At 71.6% G+C, this 18,323-nt stretch carries 19 protein-coding genes and 1 pseudogene; 9 read left to right on the top strand and 11 right to left on the bottom strand.

Going from position 1 to position 18,323, the window contains the following annotated elements:
* Window positions 1–477 (top strand): methyl-accepting chemotaxis protein (locus ACSBPG_RS23095; RefSeq protein WP_435539577.1); only part of this gene is annotated, 477 nt, incomplete at its 5' end.
* A gap of 406 nt (window positions 478–883) precedes the next feature.
* Here ACSBPG_RS23095 and ACSBPG_RS23090 read toward each other — a convergent pair.
* Window positions 884–1,408: a dihydrofolate reductase family protein gene (locus tag ACSBPG_RS23090; RefSeq protein WP_435539576.1), complete on the bottom strand. Its 525-nt coding sequence runs from the start codon at window positions 1,406–1,408 to the stop codon at window positions 884–886.
* A 50-nt stretch (window positions 1,409–1,458) separates the two neighbouring features.
* On the opposite strand from ACSBPG_RS23090, the gene ACSBPG_RS23085 reads away from it, so the two are divergent.
* The gene (locus tag ACSBPG_RS23085; RefSeq protein ID WP_435539575.1) at window positions 1,459–2,070 is read left to right on the top strand and encodes a TetR/AcrR family transcriptional regulator; all 612 of its coding nucleotides are present in this window, start codon (window positions 1,459–1,461) and stop codon (window positions 2,068–2,070) included.
* Window positions 2,071–2,110: 40 nt separating this feature from the next.
* Here the strand turns inward: ACSBPG_RS23085 and ACSBPG_RS23080 are convergent.
* The 6 genes and pseudogenes from ACSBPG_RS23080 to ACSBPG_RS23055 form a co-directional block, all read right to left on the bottom strand.
* Window positions 2,111–2,401 (bottom strand): annotated as a pseudogene (locus ACSBPG_RS23080) (transposase); the annotation flags it as partial.
* A 105-nt stretch (window positions 2,402–2,506) separates the two neighbouring features.
* Window positions 2,507–2,878, bottom strand: a complete 372-nt coding sequence (locus ACSBPG_RS23075) for a hypothetical protein (RefSeq protein WP_435539574.1) — start codon at window positions 2,876–2,878, stop codon at window positions 2,507–2,509.
* Between the two features lie 36 nt (window positions 2,879–2,914).
* Window positions 2,915–3,232, bottom strand: a complete 318-nt coding sequence (locus tag ACSBPG_RS23070; RefSeq protein WP_435539573.1) for a hypothetical protein — start codon at window positions 3,230–3,232, stop codon at window positions 2,915–2,917.
* A gap of 1 nt (window position 3,233) precedes the next feature.
* Window positions 3,234–3,560: a YggT family protein gene (locus ACSBPG_RS23065; protein WP_435539572.1), complete on the bottom strand. Its 327-nt coding sequence runs from the start codon at window positions 3,558–3,560 to the stop codon at window positions 3,234–3,236.
* An 85-nt stretch (window positions 3,561–3,645) separates the two neighbouring features.
* Window positions 3,646–5,508, bottom strand: coding sequence for a sodium:solute symporter family protein (locus ACSBPG_RS23060; RefSeq protein WP_435539571.1), 1,863 nt, complete (start codon window positions 5,506–5,508; stop codon window positions 3,646–3,648).
* 14 nt (window positions 5,509–5,522) lie between these two features.
* Entirely contained in the window at window positions 5,523–5,792 is a 270-nt protein-coding gene (locus ACSBPG_RS23055; RefSeq protein ID WP_435539570.1) for a DUF4212 domain-containing protein, read from the bottom strand.
* 261 nt (window positions 5,793–6,053) lie between these two features.
* On the opposite strand from ACSBPG_RS23055, the gene ACSBPG_RS23050 reads away from it, so the two are divergent.
* Together ACSBPG_RS23050 and ACSBPG_RS23045 are read left to right on the top strand one after the other, a co-directional pair.
* Window positions 6,054–6,680, top strand: coding sequence for a hypothetical protein (locus ACSBPG_RS23050; protein ID WP_435539569.1), 627 nt, complete (start codon window positions 6,054–6,056; stop codon window positions 6,678–6,680).
* Between the two features lie 14 nt (window positions 6,681–6,694).
* Entirely contained in the window at window positions 6,695–8,146 is a 1,452-nt protein-coding gene (locus ACSBPG_RS23045) for a DUF294 nucleotidyltransferase-like domain-containing protein (protein WP_435539568.1), read from the top strand.
* Between the two features lie 189 nt (window positions 8,147–8,335).
* On the opposite strand, the gene ACSBPG_RS23040 is transcribed toward ACSBPG_RS23045, so the two are convergent.
* On the bottom strand, window positions 8,336–9,274 hold the full coding sequence (locus ACSBPG_RS23040) for a LysR substrate-binding domain-containing protein (protein ID WP_435539567.1): 939 nt from the start codon (window positions 9,272–9,274) through the stop codon (window positions 8,336–8,338).
* A gap of 241 nt (window positions 9,275–9,515) precedes the next feature.
* Here ACSBPG_RS23040 and ACSBPG_RS23035 point away from each other — a divergent pair, with 241 nt between their 5' ends.
* The 4 genes from ACSBPG_RS23035 (at window position 9,516) to ACSBPG_RS23020 (ending at window position 13,054) form a co-directional block, all read left to right on the top strand.
* The gene (locus tag ACSBPG_RS23035) at window positions 9,516–10,943 is read left to right on the top strand and encodes an NAD-dependent succinate-semialdehyde dehydrogenase (protein WP_435539566.1); all 1,428 of its coding nucleotides are present in this window, start codon (window positions 9,516–9,518) and stop codon (window positions 10,941–10,943) included.
* 79 nt (window positions 10,944–11,022) lie between these two features.
* A complete protein-coding gene (locus tag ACSBPG_RS23030) occupies window positions 11,023–11,508 on the top strand; it encodes a hypothetical protein (RefSeq protein ID WP_435539565.1) in 486 nt (161 codons plus the stop codon).
* A gap of 56 nt (window positions 11,509–11,564) precedes the next feature.
* Window positions 11,565–12,317, top strand: a complete 753-nt coding sequence (locus ACSBPG_RS23025; RefSeq protein WP_435539564.1) for an SDR family NAD(P)-dependent oxidoreductase — start codon at window positions 11,565–11,567, stop codon at window positions 12,315–12,317.
* Window positions 12,318–12,358: 41 nt separating this feature from the next.
* Complete coding sequence (locus ACSBPG_RS23020) at window positions 12,359–13,054, top strand: type 1 glutamine amidotransferase domain-containing protein (protein ID WP_435539563.1); 696 nt, start codon at window positions 12,359–12,361, stop codon at window positions 13,052–13,054.
* A 169-nt stretch (window positions 13,055–13,223) separates the two neighbouring features.
* On the opposite strand, the gene ACSBPG_RS23015 is transcribed toward ACSBPG_RS23020, so the two are convergent.
* Window positions 13,224–15,050 carry a thiamine pyrophosphate-requiring protein gene (locus ACSBPG_RS23015; RefSeq protein ID WP_435539562.1) on the bottom strand — a complete coding sequence of 609 codons (1,827 nt, stop codon included), beginning with the start codon at window positions 15,048–15,050 and terminating at the stop codon, window positions 13,224–13,226.
* A 204-nt stretch (window positions 15,051–15,254) separates the two neighbouring features.
* Between ACSBPG_RS23015 and ACSBPG_RS23010 the strand changes: the two genes are divergently transcribed.
* Window positions 15,255–16,343 (top strand): enolase C-terminal domain-like protein, encoded by a 1,089-nt coding sequence (locus ACSBPG_RS23010; RefSeq protein WP_435539561.1) that lies wholly within the window; start codon window positions 15,255–15,257, stop codon window positions 16,341–16,343.
* On the opposite strand, the gene ACSBPG_RS23005 is transcribed toward ACSBPG_RS23010, so the two are convergent.
* The gene (locus ACSBPG_RS23005) at window positions 16,309–17,154 is read right to left on the bottom strand and encodes an ABC transporter permease (RefSeq protein ID WP_435539560.1); all 846 of its coding nucleotides are present in this window, start codon (window positions 17,152–17,154) and stop codon (window positions 16,309–16,311) included. The two genes, ACSBPG_RS23010 and ACSBPG_RS23005, sit on opposite strands and share 35 nt — an antisense overlap.
* A 98-nt stretch (window positions 17,155–17,252) precedes the next feature.
* Entirely contained in the window at window positions 17,253–18,323 is a 1,071-nt protein-coding gene (locus ACSBPG_RS23000; protein WP_435539559.1) for an extracellular solute-binding protein, read from the bottom strand.

Below are 18,323 nucleotides of genomic sequence, written 5' to 3'. Positions count from 1 at the left end.
GCCTCGCAGACCAACCTGCTGGCGCTGAACGCCACCATCGAGGCGGCGCGCGCCGGCGAGGCCGGCAAGGGCTTCGCGGTGGTGGCCGCGGAGGTCAAGAGCCTGGCCAACCAGACCGCCAAGGCGACCGAGGACATCGCCGCCCAGATCGCGTCGATGCAGGGGGCGACCGACGGGGCGGCCAAGGCGATCGACGGCATCGGGCGCACCATCGTCTCCGTTCGCGACGTCGCGGCCTCCATCGCCTCCGCCATCGAGGAACAGAACGCGGCGACCGCCGAAATCGCCCGCAACGTCCAGGGGGCGGCCTCGGGCACCCAGGCGGTGAGCACCAACATCGTCGAGGTCAGCCAGGCGGCGGAGCGGACGGGGACCGCGGCCGGGCAGGTGCTCCAGTCCTCCCAGGACCTGGCGCACCAGTCGGCGGCCCTGCGGGACGAGGTGCGCCGGTTCCTGACGGGCATCCGCGCCGCCTGAGGGTGGCGCGGACCGGCGGTGCGCGAGCCGCGGCGACGTGGCCTGTCGGCGTGGCGGCGCAGGAACTGCGTCGCAGCCACGGGACGGCACGCCGCACGGACCCTCGCCGCCGGCAAGCCGACGTTCTGGCACAGGGACGCCGTCATCGGTCAGACGCATGTCCGCGCCTTCCATGATGCCAACGGCGACGGCATCGGCGACTGTGCCGGCCTGACGGCGAACTCTGCGTGATCGCAGACTTGTTTCTTTCCAGGGTCGAGAGCGGCGGAACAACCCGAAGCGAGAGGGCTACGGACGGACCGCCATCAGAGCGGCGCGATGCGCGGCGACGATGCGAGCGGTACACGATGATCACTTTCGTGTCGTGATCCCGGAACGGAGCGCGCAGCCCGGCCCCGGTGTTCCGTCAGAACCGGTAATGCAGCCGCACGCAGCCCTTGTCCATCGCCTGGGCGCTGACGAGCGTCGGGCTGGCGCGAAAGCCGGTCGGCGGAAAGAGCGGCCGGCCACCGCCCAGCATTTCCGGGATCACGTAGATCTCGATCTCGTCCAGCGCCCCGCGCTCGAGGAAGGCCATTTGCAGCTGCCCGCCGCCCAGCATCCAGACGTCGCCGTCGTCGAGCGCGCGAAGCTCGGCGATGAGGGCGTCGACGTCGGTGCGGACCTCCATCGGCCCCTTGGGGCGGGCGACCGGCCGAGAGGTGACGACGATGACGCGCTGCTCCCCGTAGGCCCACGGCGACGGCTCTTCCGCAATGAAATCGTAGGTGCCGCGCCCCATCACCACCGTACGGATGCGCTTGAGGAAGGTGCGATGGTCGTGCTCCCCGAGGTCCATGCCGTCATACTTGTACAGCCAAGCGAGATCATTGCCGTCGGCGACGATCAGCCCGTCGAGGCTGGTGGCGATATACCCTATGATCCTGGCCATCGCGGCTCCTCCCGCCAATTTATAAACGAACACACGTTTATATACGCATCATGGCAAGACGCAAGACGATCCCTGACGAGCGGGTGCTCGACACCCTTCTCGACACGCTGTTGGAAACCGGCCCCGCCGGCCTCACCTTCGCACGCGCCGCGAAGGCCAGCGGCCTCTCGCCGGCGACGCTGGTGCAGCGCTACGGCGACCGCGAGGCGCTGGTCCAGGCCATTCTCCTGCGCGCCTGGGACCGGCTCGACGCCGAGACGGCAGCCGCGGACGCGGAGGAGGCGCCGACGCCCGAAGGCGCGATAAACCTGCTGATGCGCCTGATGCCGCCGGAGGCCGCCGAGCGCAACGCGACCGACGGCCTGCTCCTCCTGCGGGAAGACGTCCGCAATCCAACCCTCCGCACCCGCGGCGCCGCCTGGGGCTACCGTCTCGCCCAGGCCCTCGGCCGCCGTCTCTCGGCGGATCCGGAGGAAGCGAAACGCCTGGGCTGGCAGATGGCGAGCCTCTGGCAGGGCGCGCACACATGGTGGGCCTTCACGCGCGAGGACTCGGCGGAGCGGGTCATCAGGCGCATGCTGGCGGAATGGATCGAGGGCCGAAACGCCGGTCGGCGAGACCGACCGTCCGCCGCGGGCCATGGCCGGGGGCACCCGGTGTGATCCCAGGCGTCCCCGTCGGTCACGACTTGCCCTTGTCCTTGCCCGTCCGGCGCAGCGCCATCGCCACCGCGCCGACCCCGCAGACGGCGTCGGCCGCCACCCAGGCGAAGGGCGCCGCGCTCGCGCTCGCCCGCTGCACCGGGGCGACGGTGACGGCCGGCTTGGTGGCGAAGCCCACGTCCACCGGCACGTGGGCCTTGACGAGGCGCTCCCGGTTCGAGGTCCAATCCTCGGGCAGGTGGAGCCGCCGGTCGATGACGGCGTGCCCCTCGGACGAAACGAAGGCGGCGGAGACGCCGATCTGGCAATTGGTGATCCTGCCCGCCGTGCCGGCCCGCAGGAACGGTGGCCCGATCTGAGCAGACCTGCCGAGAGCAAGATCCACACCATCCCGGCCTTCCGGCCAAATCACTGTCAGGCTGTGAGGGGAGCGTGCCTACGCGATCATGATGGCGAGGCTCACGGTCCACAGGCCGGCGGCGGTGACGCCGGCCAGGCGGGCGTAGCGCAGGTAGGTGTCCTTCAGGGTTCCCATGACGAGGCGCTGCGCCTGCGCCGGCGGCGGCCGCCGCCCCTCGTCCAGCATCACCCACACCTCGGTCGTCTTGTGGGAGCGGAAGGGGGCGGCCCGCGCCTTCAGGATCAGGATGATTCCCATCAGCGAGGTGAGGATCGCCCCCGTCTCGGCCGCCATCTGGGGCTGGTAGCTCAGGCCGGCCATGACGCAGGCGATGGCGAGACCGCCGAATCCGCAGCCGCGGCGCACCGAGAGATCGGCGCAGTCTTCAAGCTCACGCAACGAAATCATCGTCCGTCCTCCCCTCAAGTCCCCATCGGTCCGCCGTCAGGCCAGACGCATCAGCGTCGAGGCCGCCGGTAGGGTGAGAACAATCGCGGCGGCCAACCAGACCAACAGGCTGGCGACCGTCGTCTCCGACGCCCCGCTGACCCGCTCGTAGAGCGCGGCCGCAACGCCGCTGACGAGGAGGGTCAGCGTCGAGAGCATCAGCGAGCTGGCGTAGAAGACGACACCCGGCACGCCCATCAGCGCGTCGGGGAGCCACAGCGGCGCCAGCTTCCACAGCAGCACGACGAGGGGCGAGAAGAGCCCGTTCAGCAGGCACACGGCGAGGAGGACGACGGTCAGGTCGCGCCGCCGCATCTCAGCCGGCCCCCGCCGCCGGGCCGAGGGTCGGCGCCAGCCCGGACGCCAGCATGGCGACCGAGAGGACGACGCGGGCGACGAACACCCACAGCGCCGCGATCGGCGCGAGCAGCACGGGGGGGACGCCCCTCGGGGTCACCGCGGCCGCCGCGCGCAGCGCCCAGTCCGTCAGCAGGCGGAACGCCCGCCAGATGTAGAGCGGGGAGTCCGGCGGAACGAAGAGGCCGAGCAGGAAGCGGCCGAGGCAGGTCCAGCCGACGACGGCGAGCGCATAGGTGGCGATCCAGAACGGCAGGTGGGCGAGGAAGAAGTCGGAGGTCTGCATCGGGCCGGCGGTCGTTGGTCGGGACGGAACGGGACGCGGCGGGGCCCGGCAACGGGCCCCGCCGGTCCGGACATCGGCCGCTCGCTCAGTCCACCACGGCCTGGTGGTCCGCCATGCGCACGTCGCCCCGCGGCACGCGGATGGAGTCGATGAAGTCCTTCATCGCCTGCGTCGGCTGGGTGGTGTACTGGCTGACGACGTAGGTCACCAGGAACGCCAGCGGCACGCCGAAGACGCCCCCGGAGATGTTGTTGATGCCCCACAGCCGGGCGACGTCGCGGCCGCGGGCCTTCACCACGTCCGCCGCCCCGGTGCCGAGGATGCCGTTCCAGAAGGCGGCGAAGCCGGGCCCGTCGAACTCCGTCCACAGGCAGTAGCCGAAGGTCGTGACGAAGCCGACGATCATGCCGGCGCAGGCGCCGGCGTTGGTGGTCCGCTTGTACCAGACGCCCATCACCAGCGGCGCGAACAGGCCGGCCGCGGCGATCGAGAAGGCCCAGGCGACGAGGAACAGGATGTCGGCGCCCATGGTGCCGGCGACCCAGGCGGCGATCGCCGCGACCACCACCAGCAGGACGCGGGCGGTGACGAGGCGACGCCTGGTGTCGGCCCGCGGGTCGATCATCCGGTAGTAGACGTCGTGGCTGAGCGCGTTGGCGATGGCGAGCAGCAGCCCGTCGGCGGTGGACAGGGCGGCGGCCAGGCCGCCGGCGGCGACGAGGCCGGCGATGACGTAGGGCAGCCCGGCGATCTCCGGCGTCGCCAGGACGATGGCGTCGGGATGGATGGTGAACTCGGCGAGCTGCAGGATGCCGTCGGTGTTGACGTCCTTGACCGTGACGAGGCCGACCTGCGTCCAGGCCTGCACCCATTGCGGCAGGCTGGCGATCGACTGGCCGATGACGTTCTGGTAGACCTCGAGCTTGGCGAAGGCCGCGTAGGCCGGCGCCGTGAAGTAGAGCAGGAAGATGAAGAAGAGGCTCCACGCCACGGACTGGCGCGCCTCGCGCACGCTCGGCGTCGTGAAGTAGCGCATCAGGATGTGCGGAAGCGACGCCGTCCCGACCATCAGGCAGAAGATCAGCGCGAAGTAGTTGATGGCCGCGTTCCAGGAGAACTGGCCGTCGGCGCCGGCGAAGGCGGCGACGTGGCTCTTGGCGATGCCGAGCTGCTGCTCCAGCGCCTGGATCTTCTCCAGCGCCTCGCCGTACATGAGCTGCGGGATCGGCACGCCCGTGCGGTCGACCGACAGCAGCACCACGGGGATGAGGTAGGCGATGATCAGGATGATGTACTGCGCCACCTGGGTCCACGTCACCGCCCGCATGCCGCCCAGCATCGAGCACACGAGGATGCCGGCGAGGCCGACGAACACGGCGATCTCGAAGGCGATGCCGAGGAAGCGCGAGGCGATGATGCCGACGCCGACGATCTGCGCCACGACGTAGACGAAGGACGCGGTGATCAGGACGACGACGCCGAGCAGGCGGGGGAAGTTGCCGCCGTAGCGGGCACCCAGGAAGTCCGGCACCGTGTACTGGCCGAACTTGCGCAGATAGGGGGCGAGCAGGATCGCCACCAGCACGTAGCCGCCGGTCCAGCCGAGCACGAAGGCGAGGCCGTCGTAGCCGAGCGCGTAGAGGGAGCCCGCCATGCCGATGAAGGAGGCGGCGCTCATCCAGTCGGAGCCGGTCGCCATGCCGTTGTAGAGCGCCGGCACGCGCCGTCCCGCGACATAGTATTCCGACAGCTGTGCGGTGCGCGAGATGATGCCGATGAACGCGTAGACGCCGAGCGTCAGGAACAGGAAGAGATAGCCGATGATCCGGTTCGGGACGCCGACCTGCTCCAGGATGGCCAGCAGGACGACGAAGCCGGCGAATCCCCCGGTGTAGTATCCGTAGATCTTGCCGAGGTTGGCGATGAAATCGCCCTTGGGATGAGCCATGGCTGCCTCCGCGCTCAATCTTCGGCCACGCCGTGCTCTTCGTCGATGGCGTTCTGTCGGCGGGCGAACCAGAACAGCATCACGACGAAGGCGATCAGCGAGCCCTGCGCGGCCATGTAGAAGCCGAGCGGAAAGCCCAGGATGCGGATCCCGTTGAGCGACGGGGCGAAGAGGTGGATGACGAAACTGAAGACGAACCAAAGGCCCAGCATGGTCCACATCAGCCCCGATGTGTCCTTCCAATACGCCTGGGCCCTTTCCGGTGTGACGTCCCTTGCGCTCATGGCGCGCCCTCCCATCGAATGACGTGATCGACGATGACGTAATCGATGACGGAAGGGCGCACGCGCGGCCTCCCGTCCGCACAATGTGCCGGAGTGCTGCGGGCGACCGTTGGTCGGTGCGTTCCGTCCACCCGTTGCCGGTAACTGGTGGAATATGTCTGTTTTCCCGATTATTGCTGTAGCAAACTGAAAAAGGCAAGACGACGTAAGACGAAGCCGTTCCGCCACGGCGATGGCGCAAGGGAGCGGGGAGACCAGGACATGTGGGACGCATTGCGCGCGCTCTGGCAAGGGACGCCGCCGGTCGCGTCGGCGCCGGCCTTCCGGGCGTTCCTCGACGCCCAGGCCGCCTTCGCGGCGCAGAAGTCGGTGCTGCCCTACTGCGAGGTCAAGGCGGGCCTGAACCGGGAGCGGCTGTTCGCCGAGGCGGACTTCAAACGCGCGCTGGACCGCTGCCGCTGGGAGAGCTTCGCGGCCGTCCTCGCCGACCTCCTGGTGCTCGCCCACGCCCGACTCGCGGAGCACGGCGGCGGCGGCGATCTCGCCGACGCCCTGGCGGCGCTGTACGCCGCCATCCTCGAGGCCCATCCCCGGCCGGACCACCGGCCGGCCGGCTGGGACGACCTGACCGCGGCGTTCCCGGCGCGCCTGGCGGCGGTGCGACTCGAAGGCGCCGCGGACCCCGGCGAGGTGGCGCGCACGGCGGCCGCCCGGGTGCTCGACACCCTGCCGATCCACCCGGCGCACCGCCGGCACGACCGCGAGGCGATCGTCGGCGGCGTGCGGTTCCAGATCGTCGCCGCCTGGGAGGCGATGGAGCGGCGGGTCGACGCCGCGGCGGTGGCCGCCGACCTCCTGCGCACCGCGCCGGCGCGGCGGCGGGCCTAGGCGGGGCGTCGGCGATGGATCCCGCCCTGCTGTCGCGCCTCGACACCTGGCCCTACCGGCACCGGCTGGCCGAGGTCATGACGGCGCCGGTGGCGACGGCGCCGCCCGGCCTGAGCCTGGGCGAGGCCGCCGAACGGATGGAGCGCCGGGGGATCAGTTCGCTGCTGGTGGAGGGGGACGGGCCGGCCGGCGTCGCCGGCATCGTCACCGAACGCGACGTGCTGCGGGCGCTCGTCCACCACGGCGCCGCCGCCCTGTCGCTGCCCCTGGCCGCGGCGATGAGCGCGCCGGTCGAGGCGGTGCCGGCCGACTGCTTCGTCTACGTGGCGCTGGGCCGGCTCGACCGGCTCGACATCCGTCACCTGGCGGTGACCGACGGCGCCGGCCGGGTGTGCGGCATCGTCACCGCGCGCTCGCTCCTGCGCCAGCGGGCGGGGCGGGCGCTGGCCCTGGGCGACCAGGCGGCGGCGGCGCTCGACGCCGCCGCGATGGGGGCGGTGCGCGCCGCCCTGCCGGCGCTCGCCCGCAGCCTGCTGGCCGAGGGGCTGGCGGCGCCGGACGTGGCGGCCGTCCTGTCGGAAGTGCTGCGCGACCTCGCCGGACGCGCCGCGGAGCTGGCGGCCGCCGAGCTGGCCGCCGGGCCGGCCGGTCCGGCGCCGGCCCCGTGGTGCCTGATGGTGCTGGGCTCGGCCGGGCGCGGCGAGGCGCTCTTGGCGGCCGATCAGGACACGGCGCTGGTGCACGCCGGGACGGCCGACGCCGACCCGTGGTTCGCGGCGCTGGGACGGCGGGCGTCCGAACTGCTGGACGCCGCCGGCGTGCCGTTGTGCCGGGGCGGCGTGATGGCGTCCAACGCGGCGTGGCGCCACGACCGGGCGGGCTGGGTGTCCGCGGTGGAGCGCTGGGTGGCGGCGGCCCGGCCGGAGGACCTGCTGCAGGTGGACGTCTTCTTCGACCTCCACGCGGTCGCCGGCGAGCCGGCGCTGGCCGAGGAGCTGCGCGCCCGGGCGCTGGAGCTGGCGGCGCGCAGCACGGCGTTCCTCAAGGCGCTCGGCGAGCAACTGCAGACCGCCCGTCCGCCGACCGATGTCCTGGGCCGCCTGCGCACGGTGGAGGACCGCGTCGACCTCAAGCTCGGCGGGCTGTGGCCGGCGGTGGCGGCGGCGCGCGTGCTGGCGCTGCGGCACGGGCTGCCGGTGACCGGAACCCGGGCCCGCCTGGCGGCGCTGGCCGGCGCCGGGCACCTCAACGAGGCCGACGCCGCCGCGCTGGCCGACCTGCACGCGCTCTGCCTGGGCCTGCTGCTCGACCAGCAGCTCGCCGACCGGGCGGCGGGCATCGAGCCGTCGTCGCGCGTCGACGTCCGCCGTCTCGACCGCGCCACCGTCCGGCGGCTGCGCCACGCCCTGGCCTGCGTGTGGCGGGTGCCGGACATGGTGCGCGACGGGCTGAGCGTCGCGGCATAGCGACGCCTGCTCTTCCAGGGGGAGCCTGTCCGAGACGCCGCTTGGCGGGGCAAGGCCCGCGGCGTTCCGGCGGCGAAGGGCTGTCTCTCCTGTCGCCACCGGCCTCCGCCGACCCGATCGTTCGAGGGCGCTGACGATGCCGACGAACGGCCGGACGCCGGGTACGGTCATCGCATTTGGATCCGGCTCCTACGGCACGTCCCGGAATTTTCCCCTCTCCCGGGCCGGTCGGTCGGCAACGTTCGCTCTTGAGGCGATGAGCTGGTCGATGTTCTCCAGGAAGATCTGCAGGATGGGCGAGGGATTGTCCGCCCGATAACCCGCAGCGATCTCGATCACCGGCGCGTTGCCGGTGAGCGGCCGGCTCACCAGCGAGCGCGGCAGCAGGGTCTCGACGTACTCGGGCAGCAGCGTGACCCCGCCGGTGGACGCCACGAGCGAGATCCCCGTGGCGATGCCGTCGAGGACGTGGGTCGGCGACACCACGACACCGCGGTCCCGCAGATAGCGGTCCACGACGCCGCGCAGCACATGCGGGGTGTCGTCGTAGCCGATGAAGGACGCCGGATCGATGTCGCGCACATCGATCGCTGAGCAGGCGGCCAGGGGATGATCCCTCGGCAGGATGACCAGGATCGGCTCGTGCGCGATGACCTTGTAGGTGACGTCCGGCTGCGGCTCGAGCCGGCAGAAGCCGAGGTCGATGTCGCCCCGCTGGATGGCCTCGCCGATGTCGGGCGAGAAGTCGCTCGACACCCGGAAGTCGATGTCCTTCAGCTGGCCGCGGAGCACGTGGGTGACGTGCGGCAGCCACTCGACCTCCTGGCCGGTCAGGAACCCCACCGAGAAGCTGCGCTTGGGCGGCCGGACGGTCCGCCGCGCCGCGGCTACCGCCTCGGCCGCTTCCTGCAAAGCCAGCCGGGCATGCTCCAGGAAGGCGCGTCCAGCCGGCGTGAGCTCGACGCCGCGGGAGCTCCGCACGAAGAGTTGGGCGCCGACCTCCAGCTCCAGGTCGCGCATCTGGCGGCTCAGCGACGGTTGTGCGGTGTGCAGACGCCGTTCGGCGGCCACCGTGAGGCTGCCCTCCTCGGCCACGGCGACGAAGTACCTGAGGTGACGGAGCTCCATCCCAACGCCATGCCTGTGAGGTATGGACGATACATATACGAAGTCGTTTCCACACGGCAAGTCGACGGCTATCCAGGTGATGCAGACGCGTGGTCTCTGCTGCCTGGGCATGACGGGCGGCATGACGGGCGAGTGGCGGGCCACCCTTTCCGGCGGCGCTTCGAGCCCATTTTCCGCAACCGACGTCCGGCCCTGGCGGGTCGGGATTGAAGGCGCCCGTTCCGGCGCCGGGAGCCGTCGCATGACCCATGAGTTCCACCTGCTGATCGATGGCGCCGAGCGCGCCGGTTCACCCGGCGAAGCGGGGGCCGTCGTCGACCCTGCGACCGGAGAGGTGATCGGCGAGGTCGCCTATGCTTCGGACGAGGACGTGACCGAGGCGGTCGCCGCGGCGGCGCGCGGTCTGCGCCAGTGGTCGGCCACACCGCCGTGGGAGCGCGGGCGGATCCTGAAACGGGCGGCCGACATCCTGCGCACCGACCTCGAGTCCGCGGCGCTGACCATCACCCGGGAACAGGGCAAGCCCCTGGCGGAAGCTCGGGCGGAGGTCGAGCGCTCGGCCGACTTCCTCGAGTGGGGTGGCGAACAGGCCCGTCGCATCTGCGACCGCGTGCTGCCCGGCCGCGCCTCCGGCACGCGCACCGAGATTCAGACCCACCCCATCGGCGTGGTCGCGGCGTTCTCGCCGTGGAACTTCCCCATGGCGCTTGCCGCAAAGAAGCTCGCAGGCGCCCTGGGAGCCGGCTGCGCGATCATCTGCAAGCCGCCCCAGGAGACCCCCGGGTCCGTGCTCGTGATGGCCCGCGCGCTGTTGGAGGCGGGGGTCACGCCGGCGGCGCTCGCCGTCCTCTTCGGCCACGCCGACCGGATCTCGGACCGCCTGGTGACGGCGCGCGAGGTGGCCAAGATCACCTTCACCGGCTCGATCCCGGTCGGCAAGCGCCTGGCCGCCGCGGCGGGGGCCGTGGTCAAGCCGGTCACCATGGAGCTGGGGGGCCACGCGCCGGCGATCGTCTGCCGCGACGTCGATCCGGAGTGGGCCGCCGAGATGCTGGCGCGCGCCAAGTTCAGCAACGCCGGCCAGATCTGCCTCAGCCCCTCACGATTCTTCGTCGAGGCGCCGATCCTCGAGCGTTTCGCCGCCCGCTTCGCCGAACGCGCCAAAGCCCTCAGGGTCGGCCCGGGGACCGACCCGGCCAGCGCGATGGGCCCGCTCGCCAACGCCCGCCGCCTGTCGGCCGTCGATGGCCTCGTCGCCGACGCGCGCTCGCGCGGCGCCGTCGTCCTCGCGGGCGGCGCGCGCATCGGTGAACGCGGGTTCTTCTACGCACCGACGGTGCTCACCGGCGTGCCCGAGGACGCCGCGATCCTGCACGAGGAACCTTTCGGCCCCGTCGCGCCCATCCTGCCGTTCACCGACGAGACGGCCATGCTGGAACGCGCCAACGGCCTCGAATTCGGCCTTGCGTCCTATGTCGTCACCCACGATTCCGACCGCCGGCGGCGCTTGGCCGACGCGCTGGATTACGGCGTGGTGGGGATGAACGGACCCGTCACCCACCATCCCGAAGCGGCGCTGGGCGGCTGGAAGGAAAGCGGCATCGACACCGAAGGCGGCGTCGAGATCCTCGCGCCGTACCAGCGGACCAAGCACGTCAGCCTGCGATAGCCCCCTGCGATAGCCCCCCGCGACGGCCCGCCGATCGGCGCGGTCCCGCCCGGCCCTTCTCCGGCCCTGGACCTCCACGATGCTCGAAGATCCCTTCGCCTCGCTGTCGTTCATCGCTGGCCCGGCGATCCTGACGAACGCCTGCGCCATACTGCAGAACGGCGCCACCACCCGGTACAACCTTGCCATCACCCAGTGGCGCGAGTTCCGCGCTTCGGTCGTCGCCCACGACGACCGCATCTCGCGGCAGTACGTCGCCCCCGAGGCGGCGGTCGCCCTCGCCGGCCGGCGCGTCCGACTGCAGCTCCGCGGGCTGGCCTTCCTCAACACCGCGGTGGCCCTGTTCGCCGCCGCCACCTTGGTCGGCCTGGTGGGCGCTGTGCTCGTGCAGGTCCGGGGCCTGCCCGCCGAGGGCGTGGCCCTGACCATGGCGGCCTGCGGAACCGCCGCTCTGCTGGCCCTGCTGGGCGCCACCGCGACCTTCTTCTTCGAGAGCGCCTGCGGCGGTGCGCTGCTCCGCCTTCACCGTGAACGCGCAGACGGCGTCGGGACGGGCTCTCGATGACTCTTCGCCGCCGGACGACGGCGGCTGGCCTCCACCTTCAGCAACAGGAATGTGCAATGACCACCATCTCGATCGTGACCGGCGGCAGCCGCGGCCTCGGCCGCAACACCGCCCTCAGCATCGCCCGCCGCGGCGGCGACGTGATCCTGACCTACCGCAGCCAGGCCGCGGAGGCGCAGGCCGCGGTGTCGGAGATCCAGGCGCTCGGGCGCCGGGCAGCCGCGCTGCAGCTCGACACCGCCGCCACCTCCGGCTTCCCCGCCTTCGTCGAGCGTGTGCGCTCCACCTTGGAAGGCTGGGGCTGCGACCGCTTCGACCACCTGGTCAACAACGCGGGCCACGGGGAGATGGTCGGCTTCGCCGAAACCACCGAGGCGCAGTTCGACATGATCTTCAACGTCCATGTGAAGGGTGTGTTCTTCCTGACCCAGGCCCTGCTGCCGCTGCTGGCGGACGGCGGCCGGATCGTGAACTTCTCCTCCGGCCTGACTCGGGTGTCCTATCCTGGTTTCTCGGCCTATTCGGCGGCCAAGGGCGCCGTCGAGATCCTCACCCTCTATCTGGCCAAGGAACTCGGCGCCCGCGGCATCACCGCCAACACGATCGCGCCCGGGGCCATCGAGACCGACTTCCTCGGCGGGGCGGTGCGCGACACCCCGGCCTACAACGAGGCCTTCGCCGCGATGATCGCCCTCGGCCGCGTCGGGGTGCCCGACGACATCGGCCCGGCGGTGGCGAGCCTGATCGGTCCCGACAACCGTTGGATCACCGCCCAGCGCATCGAGGTCTCGGGCGGCCAGAACATCTGATCCCGCCCCTCCACGCCAAGCACGCACGACGGAGAACGACGATGACACGCATACTGATGGTCCTGTCCGCGGCGGACAAGTGGACCCGCATCGACGGCTCGACCTACGAGAGCGGCGTCTGGGCCGAGGAATTCGTCGTCGTCGACGAAGCCCTCGTGAAGGCCGGGTTCCAAGTGGACATCGCCACCCCGGGCGGGGTCGCGCCGACGATCGACGCCCGCAGTCTGGAGCCCGCGATCGCCGGCCAGGAGGCGGCCGATCACTATCGCGGCTATCTCGCCCGGAACGCGGCGCGGCTGGAGCGGCCTCGGGTCCTGGCGGAGGTCGACGCGGACGCGTTCGACGCCCTGGTCATTCCGGGCGGCCATGGGCCGGTCGAGGATCTCCACAAGGACCCGGACATGGGCCGTCTTCTGGTTCGGGTCAATCGCGCATCGAAGCTGATCGCCTCGGTCTGCCATGGACCGGCTGCGTTTCTGGCTGCGGGCGAGGACGACGGCCGTTGGCCCTTCGCGGGACGGAGGTTGACGGCCTTCAGCGACGAGGAGGAGATCGAGTTCGGCACGGCCGAGAACGCCCCTTGGCTGCTCGCCGACCGCCTGCGCAAGCGTGGCGCGGTCTACGAGAAGGGGCCGAACTGGGGCTCGTACATCGTGCGCGACGGCAACCTGCTGACCGGCCAGAACCCGGCCTCGTCGGCGGCGCTGGCGGAGGCGGTGATCGCCGCCCTCCGCTGACCTGACGGGGGGCGGCGGGCACCGTCCGGTCCACGGTGGCGAGGCGGACGGCGTGCGGCTGTTGGGGCGTCATGGCGGCACCCCGTGAGAGCCGCACCGCTGCACACGCCGACCGCCCAGGACGCTCCTGACGTTTGAGACGGGCGTCCGGCAACAGGCGCCCCGTTCGTCACGACCCGGGCTTGCCTTTGCCCTTGCCCTTGTCCTTGCCGCCGCCCGGCAGGAACTCCTCGACCAGGTCCTTCGCCGTGTCCTTCAGCATGTCGAAGGTGTCGGGGTCGCCCTCCCACAGCGTCTTCATCATCGCCGCGGCGTTCTTCAGCGAGATGTGCGGCGGCAGGGGCGGCACGTTGGGGTCGGTGTAGGCCTCCAGCAGCACCGGCCGGTCGGCGGCCAGCGCCTCGTCCCAGGCGCGCGCCACCATTTCCGGCTTGTCGACGAAGATGCCCTTGAAGCCCAGCATCTCGGCGTAGCGCGAATAGGGCACGTCGGGCACGTTCTGCGAGCCCTCCCACTTCGGTGTGCCGGTCTGGGCGCGCATCTCCCAGGTCACCTGGTTGAGGTCGCGGTTGTTGAGGACCAGCACGATGAAGCGGGGGTCCGCCCACTCCCGCCAGTGCTTCGCCACCGTGATCAGGCCGTTCATGCCGTTCATCTGCATGGCGCCGTCGCCGACCAGGGCGATGACCGGCCGGTCGGGGTGGGCGATCTTGGCGGCGATGGCGTAGGGCACGCCCGGCCCCATGGTCGCCAGCCCGCCCGACAGGGAGGCCATCATGCCGCGGCGGATCTTCAGGTCGCGGGCGTACCAGTTGGCGGCGGAGCCGCTGTCGCTGGTGAGGATGCAGCGCTCGGGCAGGCGGGGCGACAGCTCCCAGAACACGCGCTGCGGGTTGAGCGGCTCGGCGTCGTTCATCGCCCGGCGCTCGAGGACCGTCCACCACTCGGCGACGCCCTTCTCGATCCCCTGGCGCCAGGAGCGGTCCTGCTTGGGCTTGAGCAGCGGGATCAGCGCCCGCAGCGTCTTGGCGCTGTCGCCGATCAGGTTGACGTCCATGGGGTAGCGCAGGCTCACCATGCGCGGGTCGATGTCGATCTGCACGCCGCGCGCCTGCCCCTCCTTGGGCAGGAACTCCGAGTAGGGGAAGCTGGAGCCGATCATCAGCAGGGTGTCGCAGCCCATCATCATGTCGTAGCTCGGCCGCGTGCCCAGCAGGCCGATCGAGCCGGTGACGAAGGGCAGGTCGTCGGGCAGCGCCGCCTTGCCGAGCAGCGCCTTGGCGACGCCGGCGCCGAGCCGTTCGGCCACCTCGATCACCTCGTCGGTGGCGTGCAGCGCGCCGGCGCCGGCGAGGATGGCGACCTTCTTGCCGGAATTGAGGATCTCCGCCGCCTTCTCCAGGTCGGCCGGCTCCGGCAGCCCGGCCGACGCGGCGTGGCCGATGCCGGTGTGGACGGTGCCGTGGGCGTGCGGCGGCACCTCGACCGCGTCCATCTCCTGGACGTCCTTGGGCAGGATGATGCAGGTGACGGTGCGCTGCGCCTTGGCGATGCGCACCGCCCGGTCGACCAGATGGCGCACCTGGGCCGGCGAGGTCGCCATGTGCACGTAGTCGCCGGCCACGTCCTTGAACAGCGAGATCAGGTCGACCTCCTGCTGGTAGTGGCCACCCATCGCCGAGCGCGCCTGCTGGCCGACGATGGCGACCACCGGCTGGTGGTCGAGGCGGGCGTCGTAGAGGCCGTTCAGCAGGTGGATGGCGCCGGGGCCCGAGGTCGACAGGCAGACGCCGACCTCGCCGGTGAACTTGGCGTGGGCGCAGGCCATGAAGGCGGCCAGCTCCTCGTGGCGGGCCTGGACGAAGTCGAAGCGGTCGCCCGCCCGGTCGAGCGCGCCGATCAGCCCGTTGATGCCGTCCCCGGGATAGCCGAAGACCCGGCGCACACCCCACGCCGACAGGCGCTCCCAGAAGAAATCGCTGACCGTCTTGCTCATCGTTCTCGTCCTCCGATGCGGTTCCGGATCCGTGCTCAGGGCTGAACGGGAAACAGGCTCGCCGCCCGATGATTTCGGGCTCCCGGCGGCGGTATGGCCGGGCCGGGGCCGGAACCGCCGGGCCGGCGCGCCGGTTGGCATTGGTCAGACGCCGCCGGCTCCGCCGAGCCGGGCCGCCTTCCCGCTCGCGCCATGGAGGCCGCGATGCCCGTTCCGATCCGATCCGTCGCGGTCGCCGCCTACACCGTCCCCACCGACGCCCCGGAGGCCGACGGCACCCTGGACTGGGACGCCACGACCCTGGTGCTGGTGCGTATGGAGGCGGGCGGGCAGGAGGGCATCGGCTTCGGCTACGCCGACCGCGCCACGGCGACGCTGATCGAGACGACGCTGGCCGACGTGGTGCGCGACCAGGACGCGCTGGCCGGCAACGCCGTGCACGTTGCCCTGGCGCGCGCCGTGCGCAACCTCGGCCGGCCGGGCATCGCGTCGATGGCGATCTCGGCGCTCGACGTGGCGCTGTGGGACCTCAGGGGCAAGCTGCTGGGCTGCGCGGTGTGCGACTTGGCGGGGCGGGCGCGGGACGGCACGGCGGTCTACGGCAGCGGCGGCTTCACCTCCTACGACGACGGCCGGCTGGCGCGCCAGCTCGGCGGCTGGGCCGCCGACGGGCTGCCGGCGGTGAAGATGAAGGTGGGCCGGGACCCGGCGCGCGACGACCAGCGGGTGCGGGTCGCCCGCGACGCCATCGGCCCGGCGGTGGAGCTGTTCGTCGACGCCAACGGCGCCCACGACGCCAAGACGGCGCTGGCCCGCGCCGAGCGCTACGCCCGTTTCGGCGTGAGCTGGTTCGAGGAGCCGGTGTCCTCCGACGACCTCGCGGGCCTGCGCCTGCTGCGCGAGCGCGGCCCGGCCGGCGTGCGGATCGCCGCCGGCGAGTACGGCTACGACCCCGTCTATTTCCGCCGCCTGCTGGAGGGGCCGGCGGTCGACGTGCTGCAGGTCGACGCCACCCGCTGCGGCGGCATCACCGGCTTCCTGGCGGCGGCGGCGCAGGCCGAGGCGGCCGGCGTCCCGGTGTCGGCCCACACGGCGCCGCTGATCCACGCCCAGGCCGGCGCCGCCTGCCGCAACATCGTCAACATCGAGTATTTCCACGACCACGCCCGGATCGAGCACCTGCTGTTCGACGGCGTCGTCCGGCCCGTCGACGGCCGCCTCTCCCCGGACCGCTCGCGGCCCGGCCTGGGGGTGGCGTTCAAGGCGGCGGACGCCGAGCGCTACCGCGCGTGAGGCGGCGCCGGCCGGCGAACAGCTCGGCCAGCGCCATCACCACGCAGCACACCGCCATCAGCACCACCGAGGCGGCGGCCGCCGCCGGGAAGTCGGAGCCGGTCTCGGAGATCTTGCTGTAGAGCACCAGCGGCAGGATGTTGACCTGGGTGCCCACCAGGGCGAGCGCCGTGCCGTAGGCGCCGATGGCGACCGCCGAGCACAGGCAGAAGGCGGCGAGCAGGCTGGGCGCCACCTGGGGCACCAGCACGTCCCAGTGGGCGCGCCGGCTGCTGGCGCCCAGCGACTGCGCGGCGGCGAGCTGGGTGCGGTCGAAGTTCAGCACGACCGGCAGCACCACCAGCACCACCCGCGGGATCAGGTAATAGCAGTAGGCGAAGCCGAGGCCGAGCGGCGAGAAGATGACGCCGCCGACCACCGCCGGGTCGGCGCCCAGTTCGGCCAGCAGCAGGGTGACGAAGCCGGAGCGGCCGAACACCAGGATGAAGCCGTAGGCGACGATCAGTCCGGAGAAGGTGAGCGGCAGCGACACCGCGAACAGCAGCGCCGTGCGCAGCCGCGCGCCCAGGCGGGCCAGCCACAGCGCCACCAGGAAGCCGACGGCCACCGACAGGAGGGGGGCGGTGGTGCCGAGCAGCAGGCTGCCCCGCAGACCCGTCCAGAACACCGGGTCGGCGAACACCCGGGCGAAGGCGGCGCCGCCGTCCGAGCCGGCCTCGGCGATCACCACGCCGAGCGGCAACACCAGGAACAGCAGCAGGAACACCGCCGCCGGCAGGCTGAAGGCGATCAGGACGCTGCGTGGGGGCATGGCTCCGCCTCTGCGGGGGGTGTCGCGTCGGTCCCCCCTCCCGACCTCCCCCCATCTTCGACGGAGGGCGGGGTGGGGGTCCGATTCATCCTCTGCGTCTACTGCCCCAGCACGGCCTTGGCCCAGGCGGCGTCGATCTCGGCCTTGCGGGCCGTCGCCTTGACCACGTCGACCGGCTGGATCTGCGGCGCCTCGGGAAGCTTGGCGGCGACCGCCTCCGGCAGTTTCACGCCGGGCACCGACGGGCGCACGAAGCCTTCGGCGAAGGTCGCCTGGCCGGTCTCGGTCATGATGTAGTTGAGCCACAGCTTGCCGGCGCTGGGGTTCGGCCCGTTCTTCACCAGGCTGATGGCGTAGGGGGCGGCGGCCGAGGCCTCCTTGGGCACGACGACCGCCACGGCGTCGCCCATGCCGTCGATGTGCTTGGCCTTCAGCCCGTCGTTCTCGTAGCCGATCCAGATCGGGATCTCGCCCTTGAGGAACTGGGCGTAGGGCGTGGTGCCGACCACGCGCAGCACGTTGCCGGCCTTGTGCAGCTTGGCGAGGTAGTCGACGCCGGGCAGGGCGCTGTCCATGGTGCCGCCCTGGGCGAAGTTGGCGGCGAACACCACCACCTGGCCCTGGCCGGTGGAGCGCGGGTCGAGGTAGACGACGGTGTTCTTGTACTCCGGCTTCAGCAGGTCGGCCCAGCTCTGCGGCACCTCCTTGACCAGCTTGGTGTTGACCAGGAAGGCGACGTTGAGGGTGTGGATGGTGAACCACTGGCCGTCGGGGTGGCGGAAGGCCTGCGGCAGCCGCTCGAAGTTCACCGGCGTGAAGTCGGCGACCACCCCCTTGGCGACGGCGTCCAGCGCGGAGCCGGCGAAATAGTAGGCGGTGTCGGCCTGCGGCCGGTTGCGCGCCTTGTCCAGCGCCACCACCGTGGCCGCCGAGCCGAGGTCGTTGTAGACCATCTCGACGCCGGGGTAGCGCTTCTGGAAGGCCTTGAACTGGGCCGCCCAGTTGGCCCAGGTCGGGCCGGTGTCGAAGGACACCACCAGCCCCTTCTTCTGCGCCGCCTCGTAGAGCGCCGTTTCGCCCTCGTAGAGGTCCGGTCCCTCGAACGCCTGGGCGGTCGCGGGCAGCGCGATCGCGGCCGCCAGCGCGGCCCGCAGCAACCAGTTGGCCAT

The sequence above is a fragment of the Azospirillum sp. ST 5-10 genome, assembly GCF_051225715.1.
GTDB lineage: Bacteria > Pseudomonadota > Alphaproteobacteria > Azospirillales > Azospirillaceae > Azospirillum.
This window is presented reverse-complemented; position numbering and strand designations above follow the sequence as displayed.

Coding starts and splice junctions, on each gene's coding strand:
- ACSBPG_RS23020 (WP_435539563.1), top strand. CDS start 12,359: ATGACACGCATACTGATGGTCCTGTCCGCGGCGGACAAGTGGACCCGC.
- ACSBPG_RS23010 (WP_435539561.1), top strand. CDS start 15,255: ATGCCCGTTCCGATCCGATCCGTCGCGGTCGCCGCCTACACCGTCCCC.
- ACSBPG_RS23000 (WP_435539559.1), bottom strand. CDS start 18,323: ATGGCCAACTGGTTGCTGCGGGCCGCGCTGGCGGCCGCGATCGCGCTG.
- ACSBPG_RS23090 (WP_435539576.1), bottom strand. CDS start 1,408: ATGGCCAGGATCATAGGGTATATCGCCACCAGCCTCGACGGGCTGATC.
- ACSBPG_RS23070 (WP_435539573.1), bottom strand. CDS start 3,232: ATGCGGCGGCGCGACCTGACCGTCGTCCTCCTCGCCGTGTGCCTGCTG.
- ACSBPG_RS23030 (WP_435539565.1), top strand. CDS start 11,023: ATGCTCGAAGATCCCTTCGCCTCGCTGTCGTTCATCGCTGGCCCGGCG.
- ACSBPG_RS23075 (WP_435539574.1), bottom strand. CDS start 2,878: ATGATTTCGTTGCGTGAGCTTGAAGACTGCGCCGATCTCTCGGTGCGC.
- ACSBPG_RS23055 (WP_435539570.1), bottom strand. CDS start 5,792: ATGAGCGCAAGGGACGTCACACCGGAAAGGGCCCAGGCGTATTGGAAG.
- ACSBPG_RS23085 (WP_435539575.1), top strand. CDS start 1,459: ATGGCAAGACGCAAGACGATCCCTGACGAGCGGGTGCTCGACACCCTT.
- ACSBPG_RS23015 (WP_435539562.1), bottom strand. CDS start 15,050: ATGAGCAAGACGGTCAGCGATTTCTTCTGGGAGCGCCTGTCGGCGTGG.
- ACSBPG_RS23065 (WP_435539572.1), bottom strand. CDS start 3,560: ATGCAGACCTCCGACTTCTTCCTCGCCCACCTGCCGTTCTGGATCGCC.
- ACSBPG_RS23060 (WP_435539571.1), bottom strand. CDS start 5,508: ATGGCTCATCCCAAGGGCGATTTCATCGCCAACCTCGGCAAGATCTAC.
- ACSBPG_RS23005 (WP_435539560.1), bottom strand. CDS start 17,154: ATGCCCCCACGCAGCGTCCTGATCGCCTTCAGCCTGCCGGCGGCGGTG.
- ACSBPG_RS23025 (WP_435539564.1), top strand. CDS start 11,565: ATGACCACCATCTCGATCGTGACCGGCGGCAGCCGCGGCCTCGGCCGC.
- ACSBPG_RS23040 (WP_435539567.1), bottom strand. CDS start 9,274: ATGGAGCTCCGTCACCTCAGGTACTTCGTCGCCGTGGCCGAGGAGGGC.
- ACSBPG_RS23045 (WP_435539568.1), top strand. CDS start 6,695: ATGGATCCCGCCCTGCTGTCGCGCCTCGACACCTGGCCCTACCGGCAC.
- ACSBPG_RS23050 (WP_435539569.1), top strand. CDS start 6,054: ATGTGGGACGCATTGCGCGCGCTCTGGCAAGGGACGCCGCCGGTCGCG.
- ACSBPG_RS23035 (WP_435539566.1), top strand. CDS start 9,516: ATGACCCATGAGTTCCACCTGCTGATCGATGGCGCCGAGCGCGCCGGT.